The sequence below is a fragment of the Streptomyces sp. NPDC042002 genome (assembly GCF_055588305.1).
The window spans coordinates 121,855-132,812 of sequence record NZ_JBVJCT010000013.1 but is presented as its reverse complement, the minus strand read 5'-3'; the positions used below and the strand labels follow the sequence as shown (position 1 = coordinate 132,812).

At 71.6% G+C, this 10,958-nt stretch carries 11 protein-coding genes; 5 read left to right on the top strand and 6 right to left on the bottom strand.

Annotated elements, in window-relative coordinates; genetic code table 11:
• Positions 1-135: 135 nt before the first annotated feature.
• Together ACZ6KY_RS20970 and ACZ6KY_RS20965 are read right to left on the bottom strand one after the other, a co-directional pair.
• Positions 136-516, bottom strand: a complete 381-nt coding sequence (locus ACZ6KY_RS20970; RefSeq protein ID WP_453280380.1) for a VOC family protein — start codon at positions 514-516, stop codon at positions 136-138.
• 419 nt (positions 517-935) lie between these two features.
• On the bottom strand, positions 936-1,376 hold the full coding sequence (locus tag ACZ6KY_RS20965; RefSeq protein ID WP_469311783.1) for a pyridoxamine 5'-phosphate oxidase family protein: 441 nt from the start codon (positions 1,374-1,376) through the stop codon (positions 936-938).
• A 656-nt stretch (positions 1,377-2,032) separates the two neighbouring features.
• On the opposite strand from ACZ6KY_RS20965, the gene ACZ6KY_RS20960 reads away from it, so the two are divergent.
• Positions 2,033-2,617: an Rv1733c family protein gene (locus ACZ6KY_RS20960; RefSeq protein WP_469311782.1), complete on the top strand. Its 585-nt coding sequence runs from the start codon at positions 2,033-2,035 to the stop codon at positions 2,615-2,617.
• 262 nt (positions 2,618-2,879) lie between these two features.
• Here the strand turns inward: ACZ6KY_RS20960 and ACZ6KY_RS20955 are convergent, their stop codons facing one another.
• The 3 genes from ACZ6KY_RS20955 to ACZ6KY_RS20945 form a co-directional block, all read right to left on the bottom strand.
• A complete protein-coding gene (locus ACZ6KY_RS20955) occupies positions 2,880-3,764 on the bottom strand; it encodes a universal stress protein (RefSeq protein WP_469311781.1) in 885 nt (294 codons plus the stop codon).
• A gap of 237 nt (positions 3,765-4,001) precedes the next feature.
• A complete protein-coding gene (locus tag ACZ6KY_RS20950; RefSeq protein WP_469311780.1) occupies positions 4,002-4,625 on the bottom strand; it encodes a hypothetical protein in 624 nt (207 codons plus the stop codon).
• A 123-nt stretch (positions 4,626-4,748) separates the two neighbouring features.
• Positions 4,749-4,895, bottom strand: coding sequence for a hypothetical protein (locus ACZ6KY_RS20945; RefSeq protein ID WP_469311779.1), 147 nt, complete (start codon positions 4,893-4,895; stop codon positions 4,749-4,751).
• Between the two features lie 260 nt (positions 4,896-5,155).
• On the opposite strand from ACZ6KY_RS20945, the gene ACZ6KY_RS20940 reads away from it, so the two are divergent.
• From ACZ6KY_RS20940 to ACZ6KY_RS20925, 4 genes are all read left to right on the top strand, one after another.
• A complete protein-coding gene (locus tag ACZ6KY_RS20940) occupies positions 5,156-5,620 on the top strand; it encodes a Crp/Fnr family transcriptional regulator (protein ID WP_469311778.1) in 465 nt (154 codons plus the stop codon).
• Positions 5,621-5,798: 178 nt separating this feature from the next.
• Positions 5,799-6,506 carry a response regulator gene (locus ACZ6KY_RS20935; RefSeq protein ID WP_469311777.1) on the top strand — a complete coding sequence of 236 codons (708 nt, stop codon included), beginning with the start codon at positions 5,799-5,801 and terminating at the stop codon, positions 6,504-6,506.
• 697 nt (positions 6,507-7,203) lie between these two features.
• A complete protein-coding gene (locus ACZ6KY_RS20930) occupies positions 7,204-7,956 on the top strand; it encodes a dienelactone hydrolase family protein (RefSeq protein WP_469311866.1) in 753 nt (250 codons plus the stop codon).
• An 83-nt stretch (positions 7,957-8,039) separates the two neighbouring features.
• Positions 8,040-8,495, top strand: coding sequence for a universal stress protein (locus ACZ6KY_RS20925; RefSeq protein ID WP_469311776.1), 456 nt, complete (start codon positions 8,040-8,042; stop codon positions 8,493-8,495).
• A 34-nt stretch (positions 8,496-8,529) separates the two neighbouring features.
• Here ACZ6KY_RS20925 and ACZ6KY_RS20920 read toward each other — a convergent pair whose 3' ends face one another.
• Positions 8,530-10,908 (bottom strand): glycoside hydrolase family 65 protein, encoded by a 2,379-nt coding sequence (locus ACZ6KY_RS20920; RefSeq protein ID WP_469311775.1) that lies wholly within the window; start codon positions 10,906-10,908, stop codon positions 8,530-8,532.
• Between the last annotated feature and the right edge of the window lie 50 nt (positions 10,909-10,958).

Below are 10,958 nucleotides of genomic sequence, written 5' to 3'. Positions count from 1 at the left end.
TGTGGGGGGACGGGCTCTCCGTGGGGGAAGGGGGTTTCTTGCCCCTTCTTTCCTCTGTTTTGGGGGGGGGGGGGCGAGGACGCGCACCAACACTGGGGGTGAGGGCCCCCCCCCCCCCCTCCGCGTTCTGGGCTGTCACACCGGGTCGAGGCGGCGCTTGAGCAGGCAGAACTCGTTGCCTTCCGGATCGGCGAGGACGTGCCAGGACGCCTCCGCGGGCTGACCGATGTCGACGAGTTCGGCCCCGGCGGCCAGGAGGCGCTCGAGTTCGGCGTCCTGATCGCGGTCGGTGGGGTTGACGTCGATGTGCAGCCGGGCGTGCCCGTTCTTCGGCTCGTCGTCGCGGATGAGGAAGATCGTCGGCTGCGGGCCGCCGAACCCTTCGCGCGGACCGATCTCGATGCAGCCCTCCGCTTCGCGATCAAGCTCTACGAAGTCCAGGACCTCGCACCAGAACCGCGCCAGCACCTCGGGGTCGTGGCACTTGAGCACGATCTCACTGATACGGCATGCCATGGACGAAACCTACTCTCAGCGTGGGAACTGCCGGGACGGCCGCGCACGGAGCTCATCGTGGTCCCCGCAGCGAGAACAAACTCGAAACCGTACCGGGCGAGGTGAGCGGCGTCGAGCGGATTGCGGGCCTCGCCCGGCGATCCGACCCGACGGGGGCCGCAGGCCGGGCGGAGGTCGGCGTCCGCGGCCGCGATCAGGCGGTCGACCGGTTCGGACGACAGTCCGCCGCTGGCGGCGAGACAGCACAGGACAGGGCTCACTGGGGGGGGGCATCCTGCCTTGGGCTGTGCTCCTTCGGCTCAGGGTCTTTGCGTCGACCGCTCGGAGTTCACCGGTCTGCGAGTCCGTACGACCCGAACCGGCCCCGGACGCGGTCGGTCAGGGGCGGAATCGGGTACGCCCGCCGGATGGCCACGGCGTCACGAGGGCAGGTCGACGCCGTACAACGTGCGACCGCCGACGAGTTCCCTGCCGGTGACCAGTTCGGACGCGATCCGGATGAAGACGTCGTGGGGCGAGGCCACCCAGGTACGGGGTCCCGTCCGGGTGAGGCGATCGTGTTGGGCGGGATCGTTCACCACCATGGCATGGCCCGTCACGACGACGCTCCACCCGGAGTGCGCGGCCGCGTCCACCGCGTCGGCTTCGAACGCCACCACCACACCGTCGATGGAGCGGGCCAGTTCCGAGTCCGCCGACAGCCGCAGTACGACGGCGGACTCGGCGTCGAGACAGAAGTTGACCGGCAGAACGGCGGGCAGGGCGTCCCGGGTGTGGACGACCCTGCCGATGGGCGCGTCACCGAGCCGTTCCAGGCATTCCTGCCGGCCGAGTTCACGAAAACCGTCGTTGGGATTCATCACCGGAGCCAACTCTCACGCGTTGGAGCGACACAGCAATCGACACAGCAATACAGCGACATGTACAGCGACATGCGGTTCAGACTCCGGCGCCCGGTGATCCTTTCCTCGTCGACGCGAATCCACAGGTCGCGCTCTTCGCCGCCGGCCCAGGGACGGCTGAGGGCGAGGACGTCGAGCCGCCGTACGACGTCGCCCGCTCGGGTCGCCGTAGAGGCCGAGGCCGCGACAGCCATGGGAGCGCGCCGCGGCATCTCCTCGGTCGTCTCCCCGGCTCCTGGTTCCGCGCCCGACGTCCCGCCGGGCGGATCCTCGTCACGAGGTGTCCCGCCCTTCATGGCCCATCGTGCCTGTTCAAACTTGACGCTTCGCGTCTGCTCGGGGACATGACGCCTCGTGTCTGCTCGGACATGGCTCAGCGCTTCCTTCCGTCAGGGCGTCCGACCGTCAGAGGTGTCCCGACGATCAAGACGGACAGAACCTTCATGACGCCCCCTTCAGCCCGCGAAATCACCTGCCATATCCACCCTGACCGGCGCAGATGCTTCGCGCATGGGCCGGTCGGTCCCCACCGCGGGACCGGGCGGCCCCTGCCACCGCTCGCGCGCGCCGCGATCCCCTTGCACTGTTGGGGTGTAACGAGGAGGTGCGGTGCCATGCGCGGAGCACAGGGTGCGAGGCAGTGGTGCTGGCGCTGGCGGAGAAATCCGCTGCGTCGCCGTGACGACGTCTTCGAGGCGTGGATCGTGCTGATCGTCTGGACGGTGATGGTGCTGGGCGGCACCCTCGCCGGACTGGTGACGGCCCATGCCGCCGACACGTCCTTCACGCGGCTGCGCCACGACCGGCATGCCGTCCCGGCCGTGCTGGTCGTCAGTACGGGTTCGGCGGTACCCGCCGGAGACGGCGGGGTCTACGACCATGTCAGGGCGGCGGTCCGGTGGACCGCCCCGGACGGGTCCCCCCATACAGGCAGTGCCCTGGTGGAATCCGGGCACAAGGCCGGAACGCATGTGGTGATCTGGATGGACGCGCAGGGCCGGCCCACCACGGCGCCGCCGACCGCGAGCGCGGCGGCCACCGAGTCGAGCCTGCTCGGCATCGGCGCCGCTGTGGCCCTCGGCGGCCTGGTCTTCGGCGTCGGCGGCCTGGCGCGGTGGCGGCTCGACCAGCGGCGCTACGACCGGTGGGGACGCGAGTGGGAACGGCTCGGGCCGCAGTGGGGACACAAGACGCCCTGACGGGTGTCCGGCGATCCGACGGTTCGACGGTCCGGATCCGTCGAGGACCGGTGATCGCTGTCGCGCCCCTTGGGCCGGTGGCCCATCGGCCAGCGGGCCCTGGACCGACGGACCGTGGACCGACAGGCGGTGGGCCGACAGGTCGGTAGGCGACCCGTACCTGCTCCCACACCCACAGAAACGACCTGGCGCCCTCGTCGCGACGGGCCCCCGGGAGGAGATTTCCCGAGGGCCCTTCGTCGCGTACCGGTGACCCGAGCGGTCAGTCGTGCGGGATCACCGCGACCGGTGCTGCGGAGTGGTGCAGTACCGCCTGCGTCACCGGTCCGATGTGGGCGCCGACCGGGGACTGCCGGTTGCGGCGACCGACCACGACCAGCGCGGCGTTCCGCGAGGCCTCCACGAGGTGGGGGCCCGCGCCGCCGATCACGGCCTGCTCGCGCACCTGTACGCCGGGGAACTTCTCCCGCCAGGGGCTCAGCACCTCGGTCAGCTGCTGCTGCGCCTCGGCGAGCAGTTCCGCGTTGACCTCCGCGTCGAAGACTCCGCTGTAGCCGTAGTACGGCGGCAGACTCCAGCCGTGGACGACACGCAGGTCCGTCGCCCTGCGGGCCGCCGCCCGGAAGGCGAAGGCGATCACGGAGGCGTCCGGGTGTTCGAGGTCGAGGCCGAGGAGGACATCCTCGCGTCCGGACGCTTCCACGGGCCGCGCGTCGGCTCGTACGAGGACGATCGGTGTCCGGCTCCGGGCCACCACGGCCTGCGCGACGGAACCCGTCAGGAAACCGGCGAGTCCGCTCAGGCCCCTGGATCCGAGCACCAGCAGCTCGGCGTCCTCGGCGGCGGCCAGCAGGGCGGTGACGGGCTGTTCGGCGACGCGTTCGCCGGTGACGGACAGACCGGGGTGGTCCGCGGCGAGCTTGGCAGCGGTTTCGCGGGGCAGGCGTTCGGCCCATTCACGCTGCGGGTCCTCCGACGGCGGCGGAACCGCGACGCCGGCCGGCGGGCCGTACACGTAGGGATGCCACAACCAGGCGTGCACGAGGCGCAGTTGCGCGTCCGTGAGGCGCGCTTCGCGGGCTGCCCACTCGGCTGCGGTGAGGCTCTCGGGCGAGCCGTCGATTCCGACGACGATGGTGCGGGACATCTGGGGACCTCCTTGAGGGATGCGTGATCAGTCTTGCGCTCGAACGGGCCCGGGAGGAGGGGCCGCTGGTCCTCGACGGGGGCCGACCGGCCCATACGGCACGGGACTTGATGCCTTCGCCGGAACGGTGTCCGGCGGCCGAGCGTGCTGGGCTGGGTACATGGCCGCCCCGGGTGGGCGGAACCAGGCGGGGCGCCCCCGCACGGTCGCGAGGGCGCCTCGATTCCTGCCGTGCGGTCACCGCAGCCAGGGGGAGCGGTTCACGACGGGGAGCCGCTCCCAGAGCCGGGCCAGACCCCAGGTGGCACCGGCGCCCGCGGCGGCCAGGGCGATCAGGACGATCGCGTAGATCACGTGGTAGTCGGCGAAGGGGTTGGACGACATGCTCGGCGAGCCGTCGGACAGATGCCGGGCGGGCGGCCATTCGGCGAGCCACATGAACGCCATCATCACCGTGCCCGTGACCGCGGCGAGCCGCAGCGCGACACCGGCGACCAGCGCGATGCCGACGCCGAGCAGACCGGCCATGAAGAGCCAGTCGACCCAGCCGGCGCCGGCCCAGGAGTGGAACGTCGACTCCATCGGCCCTGCGGCGACCCCGCCGAGGAAGCCCTTGGTGGGCGAGCCGCCGTCCATCCAGCCCTTGCCGGACGGGGTGGCGTAGCCGAACCCGAAGGTCTTGTCGAGGAAGGCCCACAGGAAGACGAACCCGGTCAGCAGACGCAGACCCGCGAGAGCGTACGAGCTGACCGCCGTGGCCGACGTGGTTACGGCCTCACCCGGTGCCTGTGCCGAACGGGTCCTGCGCAGCGACGGGAAGTGGAACCCTGTGTGCCGGTGGGGTTGCTCGTGGACTGCCATGACGCTGGTCCCTCCCAGGGGTGTTCGGTGTGGTCTTGCCGGTTTCTCTTGCGTCTTCAATGTCCCGCTGTGGCAAGGGAGTTCGGAGGGGCCGCGAGTCCCTGGCAGCAGGGCCGAAGGTCCCTACTCCGCGCCGCCCGGGGCCAGCACGACCGGACAGTGCGCGTGGCGGAGCCGGGCACGGGCGACCGGGCCCGGCCCGCGCGTGCCGTACCGGGCGCCGACGACCATGACGACGGCCCCGCGGGTCGCTTCCAGGAACGCGCGCACGGGACGGGCGGGCGGCCGACGAACCCGGGTCGGCCACGGGCCGGGTGGCGGTCACCGCTGCCCGTGGAATCTCTTCCCCGGTCGAGCCCGGTACGGGACGGAGCCCGCGCTCAGGGGCCGGGCGGTCCCCACCGCTGGGGCCCTTCGGCCCCGGCCCGTGCCATGCGGCCCGCGGCCGGGGCCGGACGGCCCATGGCGGCGGGCGGGGCTCGGGAAGAGATTGGAGGTGGAAGGGTCGCACGCCAGGAAGAGGCAGGAACATGAACACTTCCACTGCATCCACCATGCTGCGGGCGCTGCCCGCCGACCATCGGGAACAGCTGCTGCTGGTGGCCCGCGAGGTGTCGTTCCCCGCGGGAACCCGGCTGTTCGAGGAGGGCCGACACGCGGACCGGTTCTGGATCATCCGGACCGGCACGGTGGCCCTCGACCTGCGGGTGCCGGGCCGCCGCGCGGCGGTCATCGAGATCCTCGGACACAACGAACTCGTCGGCTGGTCCTGGCTGTTCGCCCCGCACACCTGGCATCTGGGCGCCGAGGCGACGAGCCCGGTGCGTGCCTACGAGTTCGACGCCGAGGTGGTACGGGCACTGTGCCGGGCCGATCCCGAACTGGGGATGGCCGTGGCCCGGTGGACGGGCGAGATCGTCGCCCGCCGGCTCCAGTCGGCCCGGACCCGGCTGCTCGACCTGTACGCCCCCTACGGCAGCGGCGACGCGCGCTGACCGCACGCGTCGCGCTGACAGGGCGGGCCGGGTACGGGTCCGGAGCACCGCCCCGAGCGGTGAGGCGGCCGCTAGGCTCGGATGGGGCCGGTCGGCCCTAGTGCGGCAGGGCCGGAAGGGTGATGATCGTCCTCAGCGGGCTCACGATCCGTCGTCCATCACTCAACAAGGGGTCGTCATGGCCGAGGCGCGTACGTTCTCCGAGCAGAACCCGGTCCGGGTCTTCCTGCTGGACGACCACGAGGTCGTACGCCGCGGTCTGACGGACCTCCTGGACGCGGAACCGGACATCTCGGTGGTCGGCGACGCGGACAGCGTCGCACACGCCCTGGCGCGCGGCCCGGCGCTCCGCCCGGACGTGGCCGTCCTCGACGTACGCCTGCCGGACGGCGACGGCATCAGCGTCTGCCGGGAGCTGCGCAGCCAGATGCCCGAGCTGTCCTGTCTGATGCTGACGTCGTTCGACGACGAGGAAGCCCTGCTCGACGCGATCATGGCCGGGGCGGCGGGCTACGTACTGAAGCAGATCAAGGGTTCCGACCTGATCTCGGCGGTCCGTACCGTCGCGTCCGGCCAGTCGATGCTGGACCCCACGACGACCGCCCGGCTGATGCGCAAGCTGCGCACGGACCCCGCCGAGGAGCCCGCCCTCTCGCCCGAGCTGGCCAGTCTCTCGCCGCGCGAACGGGACATCCTCGCGCTGATCGGGGACGGGCTCACCAACCGCGAGATCGGCAAAGAGCTCTATCTGTCCGAGAAGACGGTGAAGAACCACATCTCCCGGCTGCTGGCCAAGCTCGGCGTCCACCGGCGCGTCCAGGCCGCGGTCCTGGCCAACCACCTCGAACACCCCGAAGCGGCCGACCGCCACCACTCCACGCGCTGAGTCCCGTACCTCCTCGACGCTTCCCGGCCCTTCGCCCCTCCCCCGATCACTGGTGCGACACAGCCGCTACGATCGGCCCATACGTCACATCAGGAGGACGCCGCCTAGATCCCCGCGCGGACCGAGGGCCACCGTGCACCACCGGCGAAGCGAAGGTCCGGTGAGCACGCCGCTCATCAGCGCGTGTCCTGGGCCGTCGGCGTGTGCCGCCGTGCACACCTGCCTCTTCGTCGATGGCCTCGACGTGGTGGCCGGCAGCGACAGCAGGATGGCCGGCCTCAGTCCGAGGCGGCTGCTCCGCCCAGGGGTCGTCCGGACGGAAGCGGACTTCCTCGATGACCCCGCCGTCGAGGCAAGCAGCACGTGGGCGAGGTGGAGCGAGCGTACGCGGCGCTGAGAGACCACCCCTGATCACCGATGAGCCGCCAACGGCCGTTCCCTCCATGGCCTCGCGCCATCGGACTCCCGCCAGGACGGCACTCAGACGGACGGTCCTCCTGGGCCGTCGCCTGCGCGGTGCGGGTCGGCGGTCCTTCGCCCATGCGGACTCCACCGGCCGCGTGGATGCGGGGAGGCTCTGGATCATCGATCGAGCGGGCGATACCTTGCCATCGTCATCGCCGGGTTGATCTCCGATCGACCTCGACCCGTACAGAGGCTGCGCGCTGTTCAGCAGCCTGAGAAGGGAAGATCCACCATTCCTACCAAGTCACTGCGGATTCCCACCGCCGACGGCCGGGCCGACGCCTTGGCCGCCTTCCCCGACGATGGTGAGCGGCACCCGGGGGTGCTGCTGTACATGGACGCCTTCGGCCTGCGGCCCGCGCTGGAGCAGATGGCCCGCGAACTGGCCGAGCACGGGTACTACGTACTCGTCCCCAACGTCTTCTACCGGCACGGCCCGGCACCGGTGGTCGAACTCCCCGAGCACATCGGGAACGAGGCCAGGCCCGCGGTCTTCGCCCAGGTGATGCCCTTGATCCAGGCGCACACCGCCGAGCGTGCCCTGCGCGACGCCGACGCCTACCTCAGGTTCCTCACCGCCCAGCCCGAGGTCAGCCCCGGACCGGTCGCCGCCATCGGCTACTGCATGGGCGCCAAAGTGGCGCTGCGCACCGCGGCGGCCCACCCCGGCCAGGTGGCCGCCGTCGCCGGATTCCACCCCAGCCCCTTGGTCGGCGACGCGCCCGACAGCCCGCACCGCCTCTTCCCCGAACTCACCGCTCAGGTCCACCTCGGCCTCGCCGAAGGCGACATGACGCCCGAGTCCCTCAGCGACCTCGACCGGGCCCTGGACGCCGCAGATGTCGACTACACCTGCGAGGTCTACCCCGGCACCGTCCACGGCTTCACCATGTCCGACACCGACGCCTTCAACCCCTCCGCACGGCAGCTCCACTGGGACCGCCTGCTGCCCCTCCTCGACCGCACCCTGTCCGGAAGCCCGTAACCGGAGGAACCTGACCGCGGAGGCCGGTTCGGGTGGACTGTGAGGGCGTCGCCTCCCGTACGGACGCAGAAGGGTGAACTGCCATGGCTCAGCCGATCGTTGCCGGTCACGACCCCGGGCCCGACCGGCTCCGGGCGGTGGTGCTGGGCGTCGACGCCCGCCGTCCGTACGACGTCGTCACCGGCTTCGCCTTCGAGGCGGCGCTGCGGCGCGGAGCGCTGCTGCACGCCGTTCACGCCTGGCGGTTTCCCGCCCCTGCCGGGCCGTCGCTGCCGTTCGCGCCCACCGAGGAGGACCGGGGGACCTGGGAGGACCAGGAGGTCCAGTTGCTGGCGGACGCCCTGCGGCCATGGCGGAAGAAGTACCCGCGGGTGCGCGTCTACGAGGACGTCCGGCTCCAGAGTCCGGCGACGGCCCTCGTCCACGCCTCGAACTCGGCCGGGCTCCTGGTACTCGGCCGCGGTGGCACGGCGCTCGGGCCCACGCTCCAGGCCGTACTGAGCCGCACCAGGTGCCCGGTGACGGTGGTCCCGCACTAGACACCCCGGGCGGCGGGCCGCGCCCGCCGCCCGCTCACCGCTCCGGCAGCGTGAGCGTGCAGGACTCGCCCGGAGCCACCGTGACGGTGCGATCCACCAGGGTGATGTCGATCGCAGGTTCGTCCGACGCCGGCACGCTGACGTTCAACCTCCCCGCGCTCAGGCGTAGTTGTACGCCCCGATGGCCCCGGTAGCGGATCGCGAAGCCGTACTCGGACAGCTCCGGAAGCGGGACCGGGTCGAGCCGCAGCGCTCCGCCGCGCGTCTCCAGGCCGGTCAGACCGCGCTGGACGAGATCGAGGGTGCCCGCCATGGCGCCCAGGTGGATGCCCTCCCCCGTGGTGCCGCCCTGCAGGTCGGCGATGTCGCCGTGCAGGGCTTCGTGAATGTACGTCCAGGCCTCGGCGCGCCGTGCCCGGCCCAGCACCCAGCCGTGCACCAGGCTGCTCAGAGTCGAACCGTGGCTCGTACGGCTCAGGTAGTGGTCGACGGTGTGCCGCCAGAGGGTGTCGTCGACCTCGTGCCCGAGCCGGCGGAACAGGCCGCCGAGTTCGGCGGGCGAGAAGAGATAGCCCAGCATGAGTACGTCCGCCTGTTTCGACGCCTGGTAGCGGTTGACGCTGTCGCCCTCGGCCTCCAGGATCCGGTCGAGCCGACGGATGTCCCCGTACCGTTCGCGGTAGGCCGCCCAGTCGAGCTCGGCGAGATCGCCGTAGCCCTCGAACTGGCTGATGACGCCGGCGTGGAAGGGGACGTGCAGTCCCCTCGACACGTCGTGCCACAGGTCGAGTTCGGCGGAGTCCAGGCCGGTCCGCTCGACGAGGTCCCGGCGGACGAGTTCGGGCAGCTCGCTCAGCACGTCGAGCGTGCGGGCGAGCACCCAGGCTGCCGTGACATTGGTGTACGCGTTGTCGTCGAGCCCGGGCCGGCCGGCGCCCGGGTAGGCGTCGTGGTACTCGTCGGGTCCGACGACTCCGCGGATCCGGTAGCGCCCGAGCGTTCCGTCGTACTCGGCGGAGCAGGCCCAGAAGCGGGCGATCTGCACGAGCATCTCGATGCCCTTGGTGTGCAGGAACTCGGTGTCGCCGCTCGCCTCGCAGTACTGCCACACGTTGTACGCGATGGCCGATCCGACGTGGTGCTGGAGCCGTGAGTGGTCGGGCGGCCAGCGTCCGGAGCGCGGGTTGAGGTGCAGTCGCTGGGTCTCCTCGCGTCCGTCGCTGCCGCTCTGCCACGGGTACATCGCGCCGGTGCGGCCCGCGTCCTGGGCCGCTCGGCGGGCGCGCTCCAGACGGCGGTGGCGATAGGTGAGCAGGGCGCGGGAGACCTCGGGGAAATGGAGGTTCAGATACGGCAGCACGAACAGTTCGTCCCAGAAGACGTGCCCCCGGTAGGCCTCGCCGTGCAGCCCGCGGGCCGGGACCCCGACGTCCAGCTCCGCGGTGTGCGGGGAGAGGGTCTGGAGCACATGGAACAGGTGCAGGCGCAGGATCGGTCCGACGCTGTTCGGCACGTCCAGTTCGGCGTTGCGCCAGAGCTGCTGCCACGCCGTGCGGTGACTGTCCAGCAGTGTCTCGAAGTCCGCGGCCCGGCCGACCCGGTCGACGGCCGCGTCCAGTGGGTCCTTGATCGCCGGATCCTGGGAGGTGTGCAGGGCGACCGTCTTGTCCACGGTCACCGTCCGGCCGTCGGTCAGCGTGATCCGGAGCAACTGGGCGGCGCGTCCGGGGGTGTGCGCGTCCCTGGTCGCGGCGGGCACGTCCGTGACGGTCCTCGCGGCCAGCCCGACGCGGATCTCCGAGGTGGTGGTACGGCAGCGGAGCCAGACCGTGTCCGGTGCGCGGGTGCCGGTCCTGGCGTCCGTGAGGTGGCGGGAGGCGAGGGAGCGGTAGCGCTCGACTCCGCTGTTGGTGACCGTCCCGTCGAGCGCCGACTCGATCTCGACCGGGCCGGACCAGCCCTCGGCCGTCACCTCCGTGCGCAGCAGGGCGAGGTGGGGATCGGCCATGTGGACCAGGCGCAGCTGCCGCACGGCGAGGCACCGGCCCTCCTCGTCCTCGTAGCGCGCGGTGCGCTCCAGGGTGCCCGCGTCCAGGTCGAGGCACAGCCGGTGGTCGAGCAGCCGGTGGGAGTCGGGGGTGAGCCAGGTCCCGGTGGCGGTCCGCACCCGGAGCGGCAGCCAGTTGGGGAGATTGACCATGTCCTCGTTCTCGACCCGGTGCCCGGCCACCTCCGAGGTGAGCCGGTTGTAGCAGCCCGCCGCGTACGTGCCCGGGTAGTGGACGGAGTCCGCGACGCACTCGGGGACGGCGCCACGGGTCGCGAAGTACCCGTTGCCGAGGGTGCACAGCGACTCGCGCAGCCGTTCCTGCGCCGGGTCGTAGCCCTCGTACTCCCAGGTGCCGTCGCGCATGCCTCCATCCTCCGGTACGGGCGGCCCGCCGTCCTCCGCGGCACGCGCTG

Excerpts from the sequence above, each read along its gene's own strand:
- ACZ6KY_RS20955 (WP_469311781.1), bottom strand. The coding sequence starts at position 3,764 with ATGTCCCGCACCATCGTCGTCGGAATCGACGGCTCGCCCGAGAGCCTC.
- ACZ6KY_RS20970 (WP_453280380.1), bottom strand. The coding sequence starts at position 516 with ATGGCATGCCGTATCAGTGAGATCGTGCTCAAGTGCCACGACCCCGAG.
- ACZ6KY_RS20925 (WP_469311776.1), top strand. The coding sequence starts at position 8,040 with ATGGCTCAGCCGATCGTTGCCGGTCACGACCCCGGGCCCGACCGGCTC.
- ACZ6KY_RS20935 (WP_469311777.1), top strand. The coding sequence starts at position 5,799 with ATGGCCGAGGCGCGTACGTTCTCCGAGCAGAACCCGGTCCGGGTCTTC.
- ACZ6KY_RS20965 (WP_469311783.1), bottom strand. The coding sequence starts at position 1,376 with ATGAATCCCAACGACGGTTTTCGTGAACTCGGCCGGCAGGAATGCCTG.
- ACZ6KY_RS20960 (WP_469311782.1), top strand. The coding sequence starts at position 2,033 with ATGCGCGGAGCACAGGGTGCGAGGCAGTGGTGCTGGCGCTGGCGGAGA.
- ACZ6KY_RS20920 (WP_469311775.1), bottom strand. The coding sequence starts at position 10,908 with ATGCGCGACGGCACCTGGGAGTACGAGGGCTACGACCCGGCGCAGGAA.
- ACZ6KY_RS20950 (WP_469311780.1), bottom strand. The coding sequence starts at position 4,625 with ATGGCAGTCCACGAGCAACCCCACCGGCACACAGGGTTCCACTTCCCG.
- ACZ6KY_RS20940 (WP_469311778.1), top strand. The coding sequence starts at position 5,156 with ATGAACACTTCCACTGCATCCACCATGCTGCGGGCGCTGCCCGCCGAC.